General features: G+C 57.6%; 14 protein-coding genes. 7 read left to right on the forward strand and 7 right to left on the reverse strand.

What is annotated here, in order from left to right; all coding sequences use genetic code 11:
* Nucleotides 1–21: 21 nt before the first annotated feature.
* The 3 genes from BK670_RS06855 to ahpF all read left to right on the forward strand — a co-directional run bounded on the left by BK670_RS06855 (nt 22) and on the right by ahpF (nt 3,347).
* The gene (locus tag BK670_RS06855) at nt 22–960 is read left to right on the forward strand and encodes a site-specific integrase (protein ID WP_123449147.1); all 939 of its coding nucleotides are present in this window, start codon (nt 22–24) and stop codon (nt 958–960) included.
* Nucleotides 961–1,096: 136 nt separating this feature from the next.
* Complete coding sequence (gene ahpC / locus BK670_RS06860; RefSeq protein WP_003224621.1) at nt 1,097–1,660, forward strand: alkyl hydroperoxide reductase subunit C; 564 nt, start codon at nt 1,097–1,099, stop codon at nt 1,658–1,660.
* Between the two features lie 124 nt (nt 1,661–1,784).
* Nucleotides 1,785–3,347, forward strand: coding sequence for an alkyl hydroperoxide reductase subunit F (gene ahpF, locus BK670_RS06865; RefSeq protein ID WP_123449148.1), 1,563 nt, complete (start codon nt 1,785–1,787; stop codon nt 3,345–3,347).
* Between the two features lie 382 nt (nt 3,348–3,729).
* Here ahpF and gloA read toward each other — a convergent pair whose 3' ends face one another.
* Nucleotides 3,730–4,251 carry a lactoylglutathione lyase gene (gene gloA, locus BK670_RS06870; protein WP_123449149.1) on the reverse strand — a complete coding sequence of 174 codons (522 nt, stop codon included), beginning with the start codon at nt 4,249–4,251 and terminating at the stop codon, nt 3,730–3,732.
* A 138-nt stretch (nt 4,252–4,389) separates the two neighbouring features.
* Between gloA and BK670_RS06875 the strand changes: the two genes are divergently transcribed.
* On the forward strand, nt 4,390–4,908 hold the full coding sequence (locus BK670_RS06875; RefSeq protein WP_123449150.1) for a DUF4946 domain-containing protein: 519 nt from the start codon (nt 4,390–4,392) through the stop codon (nt 4,906–4,908).
* A gap of 218 nt (nt 4,909–5,126) precedes the next feature.
* On the opposite strand, the gene BK670_RS06880 is transcribed toward BK670_RS06875, so the two are convergent.
* The 3 genes from BK670_RS06880 to BK670_RS06890 form a co-directional block, all read right to left on the reverse strand.
* Nucleotides 5,127–5,492: a histone-like nucleoid-structuring protein, MvaT/MvaU family gene (locus BK670_RS06880; protein ID WP_123449151.1), complete on the reverse strand. Its 366-nt coding sequence runs from the start codon at nt 5,490–5,492 to the stop codon at nt 5,127–5,129.
* 234 nt (nt 5,493–5,726) lie between these two features.
* Entirely contained in the window at nt 5,727–7,262 is a 1,536-nt protein-coding gene (locus BK670_RS06885; RefSeq protein WP_123449152.1) for an EAL domain-containing protein, read from the reverse strand.
* A 115-nt stretch (nt 7,263–7,377) separates the two neighbouring features.
* Nucleotides 7,378–8,250 carry a LysR family transcriptional regulator gene (locus BK670_RS06890; protein ID WP_123449153.1) on the reverse strand — a complete coding sequence of 291 codons (873 nt, stop codon included), beginning with the start codon at nt 8,248–8,250 and terminating at the stop codon, nt 7,378–7,380.
* Nucleotides 8,251–8,328: 78 nt separating this feature from the next.
* Here BK670_RS06890 and BK670_RS06895 point away from each other — a divergent pair, with 78 nt between their 5' ends.
* Together BK670_RS06895 and hppD are read left to right on the forward strand one after the other, a co-directional pair.
* Nucleotides 8,329–9,276, forward strand: coding sequence for a DMT family transporter (locus tag BK670_RS06895; RefSeq protein ID WP_123449154.1), 948 nt, complete (start codon nt 8,329–8,331; stop codon nt 9,274–9,276).
* Between the two features lie 245 nt (nt 9,277–9,521).
* The gene (hppD, locus tag BK670_RS06900) at nt 9,522–10,598 is read left to right on the forward strand and encodes a 4-hydroxyphenylpyruvate dioxygenase (RefSeq protein WP_093431113.1); all 1,077 of its coding nucleotides are present in this window, start codon (nt 9,522–9,524) and stop codon (nt 10,596–10,598) included.
* Nucleotides 10,599–10,686: 88 nt separating this feature from the next.
* Here hppD and rarD read toward each other — a convergent pair whose 3' ends face one another.
* The 3 genes from rarD to BK670_RS06915 all read right to left on the reverse strand — a co-directional run bounded on the left by rarD (nt 10,687) and on the right by BK670_RS06915 (nt 13,812).
* Nucleotides 10,687–11,568, reverse strand: a complete 882-nt coding sequence (gene rarD / locus BK670_RS06905; protein WP_123449155.1) for an EamA family transporter RarD — start codon at nt 11,566–11,568, stop codon at nt 10,687–10,689.
* Nucleotides 11,569–11,829: 261 nt separating this feature from the next.
* Entirely contained in the window at nt 11,830–12,843 is a 1,014-nt protein-coding gene (locus BK670_RS06910; RefSeq protein WP_123449156.1) for an aldo/keto reductase, read from the reverse strand.
* Nucleotides 12,844–12,912: 69 nt separating this feature from the next.
* The gene (locus BK670_RS06915) at nt 12,913–13,812 is read right to left on the reverse strand and encodes a LysR family transcriptional regulator (protein ID WP_123449157.1); all 900 of its coding nucleotides are present in this window, start codon (nt 13,810–13,812) and stop codon (nt 12,913–12,915) included.
* A gap of 98 nt (nt 13,813–13,910) precedes the next feature.
* Between BK670_RS06915 and BK670_RS06920 the strand changes: the two genes are divergently transcribed.
* Nucleotides 13,911–14,318 carry a VOC family protein gene (locus BK670_RS06920; protein WP_123449158.1) on the forward strand — a complete coding sequence of 136 codons (408 nt, stop codon included), beginning with the start codon at nt 13,911–13,913 and terminating at the stop codon, nt 14,316–14,318.
* The last annotated feature ends 83 nt before the right edge of the window (nt 14,319–14,401 follow it).

Here is a 14,401-nt window from a genome sequence, read left to right on the forward strand (position 1 = left end):
ACACCAGCGAGAAAACAGCCCATGAGCGATCTTGATCGCTATCTGCAAGCCGCCACCCGTGACAACACTCGCCGCAGCTATCGCGCGGCCATTGAACATTTCGAAGTGAAGTGGGGCGGGTTTCTGCCGGCCACGGCCGATAGCGTCGCGCGGTATCTGGTGGCGCACGCTGAAGAGCTGTCGATCAATACGTTGAAGTTGCGTCTGTCGGCGCTGGCGCAATGGCACAACAGTCAAGGGTTTGCCGATCCGACCAAGGCACCAGTGGTGCGCAAGGTTTTCAAAGGGATCCGGGCGTTGCACCCGGCGCAGGAGAAACAGGCCGAGCCGTTGCAGTTACACGATTTACAGCGAGTGGTCGATTGGTTGGAGCATGAGGCGCAAGCCGCAAAAGAGCAGCAGGACCGTCCGTTACTGCTCAAGGCTTACCGTGATCGCGCTTTGATTCTGCTGGGCTTCTGGCGCGGCTTCCGCAGTGATGAGCTGTGCCGCTTGCAAATCGAGCACGTGCAAGCGCACGCCGGTAAAGGCATCACCCTGTATCTACCGCGCAGCAAAGGTGATCGCGAGAACCTCGGTCAGACCTATCAGGCGCCTGCTCTGCTGAAACTGTGTCCTGTGCAGGCTTATATCGACTGGATCACCGAAGCCGCACTGGTACGTGGACCGGTTTTCCGCAGCATCGACCGCTGGGGCAATCTGAACGAGGAGGGGCTGCACGCTAACAGCATTATTCCTTTGCTGCGTCAGGCGTTGCAGCGTGCGGGGATCGCCGCCGAAAACTACACCAGCCACTCCTTGCGTCGCGGCTTCGCCACGTGGGCGCATCAAAGTGGCTGGGACTTGAAATCATTGATGAGTTACGTCGGCTGGAAGGATATGAAGTCCGCGATGCGCTATGTTGAAGCCAGCCCATTCCAGGGGATGGCTCGGATTACGGATAACCCGGCTTCGTCGTAGAGATCGTTTTCTTCTATTAATACAGTCAGCTAATAGCGAAAACAAATCAGCAGCATCAGGTTTGCCAATGAGCCATCCGTCGAGTGAGTGGGTAGGATTCACCCATCGAATTCACAACCCTGACGGAGAGTCATCAATGCCTATCATCAACAGCCAAGTAAAACCGTTCAAAGCTACCGCGTTCAAAAACGGCGACTTCGTTCAAGTATCGGACGCTGACCTGAAAGGCAAGTGGTCGGTCGTGTTCTTCTACCCAGCCGACTTCACCTTCGTTTGCCCAACCGAACTGGAAGACCTGGCTGACAACTACGCTGCCTTCCAGAAGCTGGGCGTTGAGATCTACAGCGTTTCCACCGACACCCACTTTGCCCACGCTGCCTGGCACAACACTTCGCCAGCCATCGGCAAAATCGAATACACCATGATCGGCGACCCGACCCACGTCATCTCCCGCAACTTCGACGTGCTGATCGAAGAAGCTGGCCTGGCTGACCGTGGCACCTTCGTGATCAACCCTGAAGGCCAGATCAAAATCGTTGAGCTGAACGATGGCGGCGTTGGCCGTGACGCTTCCGAGCTGCTGCGCAAGATCAAGGCTGCTCAGTACGTTGCTGCTCACCCAGGCGAAGTTTGCCCAGCCAAGTGGAAAGAAGGCGAGGCCACTCTGGCGCCGTCCCTGGACCTGGTCGGCAAGATCTAAGTCTGTGATACGCAACGCAGGGCGGAACTCCGCACCTACTTAAGTACGCTGCACCGCCCAATAGAAAAGCCCGGGCGAGATTCGCTCGGGCTTTTTTTCGCCTCAAATAAAGGAAATCGCCCGTATGTTGGACGCCAATCTTAAAGCCCAGTTGAAATCGTACCTGGAACGGGTCACCCAGCCGATCGAGATCGTAGCCTCCCTCGACGACGGTGCGAAATCCCGTGAAATGCTGGAACTGCTGAAAGACGTTACCAGTCTTTCGAGCCAAATTACGCTGATCGACAGCGGTGACGATGCTCGCAAACCATCGTTCTCGATCAATCGCCCGGGTGCCGACATCAGTCTGCGCTTCGCCGGCATCCCGATGGGTCACGAATTCACTTCGCTGGTGTTGGCGCTGCTGCAAGTCGGCGGCCACCCTTCGAAAGCCAGTGTTGAAGTGATCGAGCAGATCCGCTCGCTCAAAGGCCAGTTCAGCTTCGAGACTTACTTCTCGCTGTCCTGCCAGAACTGCCCGGATGTGGTCCAGGCGCTGAACCTGATGGCCGTGCTCAACCCGAACATCCGCCACGTCGCCATCGACGGCGCGCTGTTCCAGGACGAAGTCAACGATCGCAAGATCATGGCCGTGCCGAGCATCTACCTCAACGGTGAAAACTTCGGTCAGGGCCGCATGGGCCTGGAAGAGATTCTGGCCAAACTCGATACCGGCGCCATCGAGCGTCAGGCCGAGAAAATCAGCGCCAAAGAGGCCTTCGACGTGTTAGTCGTGGGTGGTGGCCCGGCCGGTGCTTCGGCAGCGATTTATGCTGCACGTAAAGGCATCCGCACCGGTGTTGCGGCCGAGCGCTTTGGCGGTCAGGTGCTCGACACCATGGCCATCGAAAACTTCATTTCCGTACAGGAAACCGAAGGGCCAAAACTGGCCACGGCGCTGGAAGAACACGTCAAGCAGTACGACGTCGACATTATGAACCTGCAACGCGCCGACAAGCTGATCCCGGGCAAAAACGGCGAACTGCATGAAGTCCGCTTCGCCAGCGGCGCGACCCTCAAAGCCAAGAGCGTGATTCTGGCGACAGGTGCGCGGTGGCGTGAAATGAACGTGCCGGGCGAGCAGGAATACCGCAACAAAGGCGTGGCGTACTGCCCGCACTGCGACGGTCCGCTGTTTAAGGGCAAACGCGTAGCGGTGATCGGCGGCGGTAACTCCGGCGTTGAAGCGGCCATCGATCTGGCCGGTATCGTGTCGCACGTAACGCTGCTCGAGTTCGACGTACAGTTGCGCGCCGACGCCGTACTGCAGCGCAAACTGCACAGCCTGCCGAACGTCACCGTGATCACCAGTGCGCAAACCACTGAAGTCACCGGCAATGGCGAGAAGGTCAACGGCCTGCGTTACAAGGATCGCAACACTGATGAGTTGCGCACCGTCGAGCTGGAAGGGATCTTCGTACAGATCGGTTTGCTGCCGAACACTGACTGGCTGAAGGGCACCATCGAGCTGTCGCCGCGTGGCGAAATCATCGTCGACAACCGGGGTGAAACGTCGATTGCGGGCATCTTCGCTGCCGGCGACGTGACGACTGTTCCGTACAAGCAGATCGTGATTGCGGTGGGCGAGGGCGCCAAGGCTTCGCTGAGCGCTTTTGATCACTTGATCCGTACTTCGGCTCCGGCGTAACTGCCAGGCCAGAAATGAAAAAACCCGTGAGTGATCACGGGTTTTTTATTGCGTGTGCAATGCCGCCCCCTCACCCCAGCCCTCTCCCGAAGGAGAGGGAGTCGACCGAGGTGTCTGGCGTTGTCCGCCGACCTGAACGATCCAGTCGATAATGGATTCAATGCCAATCGTTCAAGTCGATGAACCTCTGCAATATCCCCCGATCAGTCTCTCCCTCCAGGAGAGGGAGTCGACCGAGGTGTCTGGCGTTGTCCGTCGACCTGAACGATCCAGTCGATTATGGATTCAATGCCAATCGTTCAAGTCGGCGTAATTCTCCAATATCCCCCAATCAGTCCCCTCTCCCTATGGGAGAGGGTTAGGGTGAGGGGCTTTTCAGCTTTTACAGCGGCGCAGGCTGAATGATCTCGACCCAGTAACCATCCGGATCCTTGATGAACGCCAGGCTCTTCATGCGGCCATCGCTCAGGCGCTTCTGGAAGTCGCAGCCCAGCTCTTCAAAGCGCGCACAGGCCGCAACGATATCCGGCACCGAAATGCAGATGTGGCCAAAACCACGTGGATCGGTATTACCGTTGTGATAGGCGAAATCCGCGTCGTTTTCGGTACCGTGGTTGTGGGTCAGTTCGAGAATGCCCGGAATCGACTTCATCCACTCGGTACGGGCAGCTGCGTCGGCCGGGATTTGCGATTTATCGACCAGTGCGAGGAAGTACAGGCTGAACTCGGCTTCCGGGAAGTCACGCTTCTCAACCAACGAGAAACCCAAAACGCGGGTGTAGAAGTCCAGGGATTTAGTGATGTCTTTCACACGCAACATAGTGTGGTTGAAGACGAAGTTGCGGGTTGCGCTGTCTGGCGTGGCGGTGACGCCGGGGAAAGTGTTGAGTTCGTGCAGGCTCATGGGCCCTCCAATAACTATGGGCGAGTGAATGGACGCAATGATACGCATGCCTGTCGGCATCGCCAAATGAAAGGCAGGCTTGCCCTGCGTGCAGGCGAGCCTCAGACTTTACGACTCAATCTGTGAGTGCGTCCGGCAATGATCCGACTGTCCAAATCCCTGTTTGTTGTTTCTGCTTTGTCACTTGTGGCGGTCTGCGCGTCAGCGGACGAACCGAGCATCACTTGGCCGGCCGGCTGGGAAGTCGAAGCATTGCCCGAGGCGAGCGCACAGGTGTCCCGTCAGCGTGCGGTGAAGAATGATGCCGATGGCAATCAGGTGATGGTGATGGAATTGACCATGACTCAGGTTGAGCAGGGACATCAGGTCAATTTGCAGGGCGTGCTGCTGGAGATGCGTAAATCGATCCAGAAGGACTTCTTCCAGGGCGGCTACCAGAGTGTCTGCAACAAAGTGCATCCGGCCACACTGGGTACTTTGTCAGCGCTGGAAACCACTTGCACGATCACCGAAAACGGTCGACATGTGCTGTCGCAAACCCTGGTGGCTGCGGTCGAGGCGGACAAGGCTTATGTTTTTTCCTACGCCGGGCAGGCGGAGGTTTATAAGGCGAGCGCAGACGAGATAGTGGCGGCGAGAAACAGCTTGAAACTTTAAGTCGCTGTACTCTTCATGGCAGGGTTAGATACCCGAAGGGATTAAGCACAAAGTTTAACGTTGGGCCCGGTGGCAACATTGCGCAGTAAAATGTTTAGCGATCTGGCTCATCAACGTTACACAGAAGTCGCAACTTGTTCGATGAAATTCATTTCATTTGTTAGATATTGTCAATAAAAAAGCCCTGCATCATGCAGGGCTTTGTTGTTGGCGTGGGATTAACCGCGCAACCAGGAATCAACGGTAGCTGCACCGTATTGTTCCTTCCAGGCTTTCAGGCCACGGTGGTTGCCGCCTTTGGTTTCGATCAGTTCACCGGTGTGCGGGTTCTGATAAACCTTGACCACGCGAGCGCGGCGGGTTTTAGGTGCTGTAGAGGTCTGCAGACCAGATTTGACCGGGTTCGGATCGAGAATGGCGATGATGTCTTTCAGGCCTTTGCCGTAGTGCTTCATCAGCCCCTGGAGCTTTTCTTCGAATTCGATTTCTTTCTTGAGCCCGGCATCGTTCTTCAGCGACTCCAGCTGCTTGAGCTGTTCCTGAAGGGCCTTCTCAGCTGCACGAAATTCAGCGAGTCTGGACAATATCTTTACTCCAATAGTGTGTTTGGCTGATACCAACCGCAAACAAAGCTATGAGCCAAGAGCCTTGAAGCGACTCGGTGATAAATGGCTCACCTGCCAATGTTGCTCAGGTTGAAAAAATTGTAGTAGTTAATCCGCCAAGAGTAAATCCTGATGTTGTCCGCATGTAACAACAATGGTCTTTTGTATCAATTTGGTGCGCTTGACCGGGACGTTCGTCTTAATCCGGCTTAGTTAATGGTGAGTTAATGCGCTGATGAAATCCGCAGCCGGCATCGGTTTGCCGAACAGGTAGCCTTGTAGAAAGTTAACGTGATGTGCGGTCAGATAATCGGCCTGCGCCTGAGTTTCGACACCTTCGGCAACAATACCCAAATCAAGCTTGGCCGACAGTTCGATAATGGTGTCGAGAATGTGTCGGGACAGCGCATCGATGCCGATCATGGCGACGAAACTCTGATCGATCTTGAGGAAGTCCACATTGAATTTGCGTAAGTAGCCGAGGCTTGAGTGGCCGGTGCCGAAGTCGTCAATCGCGATTTTCACGCCCAGTGCATGCAGTTGCTCGAACAGTTGTCGAGTGATGTCGGTCGGCTCGATCAACTCTCGCTCGGTCAACTCCAGCACCAGGTTGATGCTATCGGGGGCGAACGCGGCGAGAAACGTTCGACAGTCCTCCACCAGTTCCAGGTCCTTGCAATGGCTTGCGGTGATATTGATGCCGATATGAAACGGTGCGGTGAACGTTGCTGACCGCGGCCCCAGCAGTGCGGCGGTCTGTTGCATCAGGGCGCGGGTCATCGGCACGATCAGGCCGGAATGTTCGGCGAACGGAATAAACAGGTCCGGGCGCACCAGGCCTTCTTTGGGGTGGGTCCAGCGCATCAATACTTCAGCCCCCGACCATTGCTTGCTGTCACCGTGCACCACGGGCTGGAAGTAAGGAATGAACTCGCCAGCCTCAAGCGCTCGGAGCATCTCGTGGCTCGGCGAAGTAGAGCGCTTTTGCAAGACATGGCCGATGGCACCGGACACCACGCCAAAAAAGATCAACAGACTGAACAGCGGCGGATATTCATTGGCCATGTAGCGCCAGGTTTCGCCTTCGGGAAATCCGGCAGAAACGCTGAACGCATAACGCGAAGAGTCCAGTGTGTGTTGCGCTATCGGCAACGCGGGCAGGCCACCGGCGTGGACTTTTCCATCGGCGGAGAGCCAGTTATTGCCCACTTGCAGCACCAGCAACATGTGCCGACCGATCAGGCGCAACATGTTGCTTAGATGGTAACCGTCCAGTGTCGTCAGTGCGCCGCCGCGGCCTTCGCTGAGCCGATAGACCAGTAGCGCGGTGTTGGGTGTTACCGGGTTGCCATTCATCAACCACAATTTTCCCTGGTTGTAGTCGCCCGCGTTGACGGCTTCTTTGAAGTCGCCAAACAAGGAGCTGCAATAGAGGTTGTCGTCCCACACCAGATTGGTCGAACGCACAAACGGGCGGCGGGTCACCTGCTCGCGCAAGGCGAGTTTGACGTTCTCGCAGTTCTGGCCGGCCAATGGCAGCAATTCATGGGCCGCCTGGGCGGTGTTGTCGAGCATCAACTCGAACTGCTGCTGCGCTTCTTCAGCAGTCTGTCGTGAACCTTGTTCCAGTGTGCGTTCAGCCTGCATGTAAAGAATTACACTGCCCAGCAGCACCGGAAGCAAGCCGCAGAGCAGTGTGGCGACGATGCGGGCGCTGCGTTTACGGCGGGGTCTGACGGTTAACGGCATGGGCGCATCCTGTCGCGGTGGAGTGGGGCTCTCGAATGCAGGCCGGATAACGGCGCGCCGCTGAAAAACAGATCAGCCAGAGGGGAGGATAGATGGCAGAAGTCGCTTGCGCCGCTCATCCGTGCTGCATCCGCGTTGCCAACTCGATAAAGGCCAGAGTAGCGGGTGACGCCTGACGCCGGTCGAGTACGGCGACCCCGACCTGACGCTGAACGGCGGGCAGTAACGGCCTCTTCACGTAGCGCGGCGTTGCCTCCTCCGGCAACGACCCTTCGGCGACAATCGTGATGCCATCGCCACGACTGACGGTATCGAGGGTGCTCAGCAGTTGCGAGCAGCGATAGCGGATATTCGGTTGCAAGCGCGCAGCCAGGAACAGCCTCGATACCAGCTCCGAAGAACCGGCCTCGGTGAGCACGAACGGAGCGTCGCACAAATCCTTGAGAGTCAATGCCGTTCGCGCCGCCAGTGGATGACCGATAGGGAGCAGGGCAACCATCTGGTCTTCGATCAGGGTAAACGTGTCGAAGCGCTCTTCGGGCAGCACCACGAAACCGACGTCGATCCGCCGTTCTTCCAGCCACTGAGTCACTTGTCGATCCGGTCCTTCATCGATATGCACTTCGATGCCCGGATGCGCTTCTCGATAGTGCCGCAGAATCGTGGGCAACAGCTTGATCGACGAGGTTGGCCCGAACGAGCCGATGCGCAGGGTGCCGGTCTTCATGCCGCGTGCATCGGCGGCTTCCTGGCGCAGGGTGTTGGCCAGACCGAGCATCGCCCGAGCGCGCAGCAACAGTTGCTCGCCAATGTCACTGAGTTCCACGAGCGACTGGTGACGCCGCAGCAACTCGACCCCCAGCTCCTGTTCCAGCGACTTCATCGCGTGGGACACCGCTGACTGCGAAATCCCCAGCCGATGCGCGGCGAGGGTGAAACCGCGCAGTTCGGCGACCAGCGAGAAGATTTCCAGTTGCGTGAGGGTCATGAGTATTTGCTCATTTTACGATGACAGCGAATGAAGTGAATGATACGGCATTCCTCAAGTTCTTTGGTCTGGAGCCTCATGCGTAACGTCGAGCAACTGCACACAACCGCCTCGGAAATTCGGGTCTATCTGACCCTGACAGTGGTCACCATGATCTGGGGCGGGACCTTTGTCGCCGGACGTTTCCTGGCTGGCAGCTTGAGCCCGATGTTCGCGGCGAGCCTGCGCTTCTTGCTCGCCAGTGCAGCGTTGCTCGGCTTCTTGTGGCTGGCGCGGATTCCCTTGGTGCGGCCGGCGCCACGGCAATGGTTGCAATTGATACTGCTGGGCTTCTTCGGGATTTTCTTCTACAACCTGTGCTTCTTTTATGGCTTGCAATACATCAACGCCTCGCGCGCTTCGTTGATTGTCGCGTTGAATCCGGCGGTAATCGGTCTCGCCTCGTGGGGGTTGTTCAAAGAGCGTTTGAGCGCGATGAGAGTCGCCGGCATCGTGGTCTGCATTGTCGGTGCCGGTCTTGTGATCGTCAGTCGCAACCCGCAATTACTGGCCGCAACACCTGATGCATGGATCGGTGATTGGTTGATCTTCGGCTGTGTGCTGGGCTGGGGTGTTTACTCGCTGTTTTCCCGTGAACTGAATCAGACGTTGGGGCCGGTGCAGACGGTGACCTGTTCAATCCTGATCGGCACGGTAATGTTATGGACCCTGGCGGCTGTGCGCGGCGAACTGAGCGTGCAGGCGCTGAACAATCTGGGCTTGTCGCAATGGTTGAGCCTGATCTACCTCGGCGTGCTCGGCTCGGCGCTGGCCTACATCGGCTACTACGAAGGCATTCGTAAAATCGGCGCGACGCGCAGTGGCGTGTTTATCGCGCTCAACCCGTTGACGGCGGTGATCCTTGGCGCATTGCTGCTGGGCGAGCAGTTGACGCCGGCCATCTACGTCGGCGGCGGGTTGATCCTGAGCGGCATTTACCTGTGCAACAAAGGCCTTGCACCAGGCGCCAAAAAGCGGATTTTATAGGGAGGGCAGACAAGCCTATTTACGCTGTGTAGAATCGGGTTACGCATACAATAATAATCGTCTTCTGGCAGCAGAAGCCTCGCCCGCAAGAGCCTTGGGTCGACAATGAAGATATTCGGGTTTCAACTGATCTACGGTGACTTCCTCGCCCGCAGCGTGCGTGGCATCTCCTGTGCGCCACCCACCGTCCTCGCATGACTGACAAATAACCCTGGTTAATTGATAAGAAATGATGAGGCGCCACCATGGCAGATTTATACGAAAACCCAATGGGCCTGATGGGCTTTGAATTCATCGAGCTCGCATCGCCGGTGCCGGGCACTCTGGAGCCGATCTTCGAGATCATGGGCTTCACCAAAGTCGCGACCCACCGTTCCAAGAACGTGCACCTGTACCGTCAGGGCGCGATCAACCTAATCCTCAACAACGAACCGAACAGCGTGGCCTCGTACTTCGCCGCCGAGCACGGCCCGTCCGTGTGCGGCATGGCGTTCCGCGTCAAGGATTCGCAGAAAGCCTACAACCGTGCACTGGAACTCGGCGCTCAGCCGATTCATATCGAAACCGGCCCGATGGAGCTGAACCTGCCGGCGATCAAAGGCATTGGCGGCGCGCCGCTGTACTTGATCGACCGTTTCGGCGAAGGCAGCTCGATCTATGACATCGACTTCGTGTTCCTCGAGGGCGTTGATCGCAACCCGGTCGGTGCCGGCCTGAAGATCATCGATCACCTGACCCACAACGTCTATCGCGGTCGCATGGCCTACTGGGCGAACTTCTACGAGAAACTGTTCAACTTCCGCGAAATCCGTTACTTCGACATCAAGGGCGAGTACACCGGCCTGACCTCGAAAGCGATGACCGCACCGGACGGCATGATCCGCATCCCGTTGAACGAAGAATCGTCCAAAGGCGCGGGCCAGATCGAAGAATTCCTGATGCAGTTCAACGGCGAGGGCATCCAGCATGTCGCGTTCCTCACCGACGACCTGATCAAGACCTGGGACCAGTTGAAGAAGATCGGCATGCGCTTCATGACCGCACCGCCAGATACTTACTACGAAATGCTTGAAGGTCGTCTGCCGAACCACGGCGAGCCGGTTGATCAACTGCAATCGCGCGGCATCCTGCTCGACGGCGCCTCGGAGCAGGGCGACAAGCGCCTGCTGCTGCAGATATTCTCGGAAACCCTGATGGGCCCGGTGTTCTTCGAATTCATCCAGCGTAAAGGCGATGATGGTTTCGGCGAGGGCAACTTCAAGGCATTGTTCGAGTCGATCGAGCGCGATCAGGTGCGTCGTGGTGTGCTTGCCACTGAGTAATCCGCCACTGAAATGAAAAAATCCCGGCCTGCAGAGATGCAGGGCCGGGATTTTTTTCAAGATCAAAAGATCGTCCGATCTTTTGCTTTTAAGGACGGCGTTGCCGCGTCAGGTGTTTGAAGCCTTCGAAGACCAGCACCACAACCGCCAGCCAGATCGGGATGTACGTCAGCCACTCTCCGGACTTGATGCTTTCACCGAGCAACAACGCCACGCCGAGCAACAGCACTGGCTCAACATAACTCAACAAGCCAAACAGACTGAACGGCAGCAAACGGCTGGCAATGATGTACACCACCAGCGCCGACGCACTGATCAACCCCAGCAACGGAATCAGCCACATCAGCCCCGGGTACTGATCAAACACGCCGAATCCTTGCTCGCCACCCTGCACAAACCAATACGCCACCGGCAGCATCAGCGTCATGTCGACCCACAAGCCGCCGAGGTTGTCGGTCTTCAGGTATTTGCGCAGCACGAAGTACAGCGGATAGCCGACCACGACCACCAGTGTCGCCCAGGAAAACCCGCCGACCTGATACAGCTCGTTCAACACCCCCAATGTGGCGAAGAACACCGCGATCTTTTGCAGGTACGACAGGCTCTCACCGTAGGCAATCCGCCCGGTCAGCACCATCGCCAGTGGCAGCAGGAAGTAGCCCAGCGACACGTCAAGGCTGTAGCCGTTGAGCGGCGCCCACATGAACAGCCACAGTTGCACGCCGAGCAGGGCAGAGGATACGAGCAGGCCCGCGATCAATTTCGGCTTCGCCGCCATCAACCGAACCAGCTCCAGCACCCGCCGCCATTCCCCGGACACCAGCATGAACACGGTCATGCACGGCACCGTCAGGAGCATCCGCCAGCCAAAGATTTCCACGCCGCTCAACGGCGTGAGCAACGAGGTGTAGTAATACATGACGGCAAACAGCACCGAGGCTGAAACCGATAGAGCGATACCTTTAGACAAACTGTCCTCGCGGGTTGATGGTCGAACGGGGCGCGAAGGATACGTGGTTTTTGTGCTGAATATTGGCCGAGTGATCAATATTCCCCACATCCTGTAGATAAGCACAAAACCTGTGGGAGCGAGCCTGCTCGCGAAAGCGGTGTGCCAGACAACGCAGATATTGAATGTGCCGGCCTCTTCGCGAGCAGGCCTCGCTCCCACAATGGATTTGCATTGACCCCGCAACCTGCTGACGCCACTGATTCGCGGCTTGTGCAGCATTCAGGCCTGACGCGGTTTACGCCCCGAGACAAAATGGCTCACATCATTGAACCCCGGTGTCGATGAATGCCCCGGTGTCACCAGTGAGTCGATAAACGCCTCATCCTCAGCCGTAATCTTCACCGTCTGCGCCTGGGTGTAAGCGTCCCACTGTTGTTCGGTGCGCGGTCCGACAATCGCCGACGTCACCGCGCTGTTGTTCAACACCCAGGCAATCGCAAACTCGACCATGCCGACGCCGCGCTGCTCGGTGTACTGCTGAATCTGTTGGGCGATGCGCAACGACTCCACGCGCCACTCGGTTTCCAGAATGCGCTTGTCCTGACGCCCTGCGCGGCTGTTAGCATCGGGCTTCACATCCGGTGCGTACTTGCCGCTGAGCACGCCACGGGCCAGCGGGCTGTAAGGCACCACACCGAGGCCATAGGTTTGTGCGGCAGTAATCTGCTCGGTCTCGGCCTGACGGTTGACGATGTTGTACAACGGCTGGCTGATTACCGGGCGGTCAACGCCGAGTTTATCGGCGATCCGAATTACTTCGGCAATCCGCCAGCCGCGATAGTTGGACAAACCCCAGTAGCGAATCTTGCCCTGACGAATCAGATCGCCAATCGCCGACACGCTGACTTCCAGGGGCGTGTTGTGGTCTTCGCGGTGCAGGTAATAGATGTCGAGATAGTCGGTGCCGAGCCGGGTCAGGCTGGCATCGATACCATTGAAGATGTGTTTGCGGCTCAAGCCGCTGCGGTTCGGCACGCCGTCCACCGGGCCGAAACCGACCTTGGTCGCCAGTACCCATTCATGCCGATGGCGGGCAATCGCTTCACCGACGATCTCTTCGGAACGGCCGTTGGTGTAGACGTCGGCAGTGTCGATGAAATTGATCCCCTGGTCCCAGGCCTTGTCGATGATGCGCAGCGAGTCTTCCGCGCTGGTCTGTTCGCCAAACATCATCGTACCGAGGGTGAGGGTGGACACCTGCAACCCCGAGTGTCCGAGTGTGCGATAGCTCATGCCGAAATCCTTTTTGTCGATGGGAAAGCCCTCATCAAATACCAGAAGCGTGTGACGCGGCAAAGTGAATTATCGACTCAGCGCCGCACAGCGTTCGCGTAAAAACGCTTGCAACACCTTGACCCGCTCCGATACCTGCACCCGATGCGGACACAACAAATTGAACGGCGCGCTTTCGCCTTGCCAGTCATCGAACAGCGTCAGCAACCTTCCGGCGCGAACATCTTCGGCAATGTCGAGCCACGCCTTGTACGTAATGCCATGCCCGGCCAGCGCCCAGCGTCGGGCGACTTCACCGTCATCGCTGAGGTAGTCGCCGTGGACTTCCACTTCCAGCGTTTCATCGCCGCGACTGAAACGCCAAGTGTTGTAGGGCCGCCCATTACGCAGGTAAAGCAAGGCGCTGTGCTGAGCCAATTCGCCGGGATGTTGCGGGGTGCCATGACGCGCCAGATAGTCAGGGCTGGCGCAGGCGACGCGCCGGTGTTGCGCCAGAATCGGCAACGCCACCAGCGTCGAGTCGCTTGGCACGCCGAAGCGCAACGCCACATCGACGGTCTCGCGGAACAGATCGGCATGACGATCGTTGAGCAGCAGTTGCAGTTGAATATTCGGATGTTCGCGCTTGAAGTCGTCGAGCCACGGCAGCAATACGTTGCGCCCGAAGTCCGACGGCGCCGCCAGTTGCAACACGCCGCTCAGGCCTTCGCTTTGCTGCTTGAGTGCCTGTTCGCCCTCGGCCAGCGCCGCCAGGGCCAAGCGCACACTTTCAAGATAACGCCGACCTTCTTCAGTCAGACGAATGCTGCGTGTGGAGCGTGCGAACAATCGGATGCCGAGACGCGTTTCCAGGCGTTTCAGCGCGATGCTGGCAGCGGCGGGGGTCAACTCCAGTGCGCGGGCAGCAGCGGAAATGCTGCCAGCATCGGCAACACGGGCGAAGATCTCCAGATCGAGAATCGAGCTCATTGGTAAAAATCCTTTAAAGATCTTTGCGGTTTTGCGGGATTTTTCCGGGATTGGCAAGCGTGGATACTGCAATCAATCAACCATCGCAGGAGGCGCCCATGACCTGGACATTCGATCATCTGGCCTTCAATACCGCTGACGGGCAGGCCTTGCAGGAAGATTTCGCCAAGTTGCTCGGGCTGAAGCCGGGCCGTCGGCCGCCGTTTCCGTTTCCCGGGCGCTGGCTGTATCAGGATGAACACGCCGTGGTGCATGTGATGGAGCGGCCGCTGCCGGATAACACCGAATTGAGCCACATCGCTTTTCGTACCGATGAGCCGGCGGAAACGGTGCTGCAGCGGGTGCGTGACAGTGGGTTGCCGTATCAACTGGCGCAGGTGCCGGGCGAGGCGATTGCGCAGATTTTCGTGCAGATGCCGGGTGGTCTGGTGATTGAGCTGGACGCATTAGAAGCCCCTCACCCTAACCCTCTCCCGAAGGGAGAGGGGACTGACCGAGGTGTTTGAACGAGCTACGCCGACGTGCAATACCGAGTTGAACTCAGACTTTGAAAAGCCAGCAATCGGCTCCCTTTCCCCCTCGCCTCCTT

The sequence above is a fragment of the Pseudomonas fluorescens genome, assembly GCF_003732425.1.
GTDB classification, from domain to species: Bacteria; Pseudomonadota; Gammaproteobacteria; order Pseudomonadales; family Pseudomonadaceae; genus Aquipseudomonas; species Aquipseudomonas fluorescens_BE.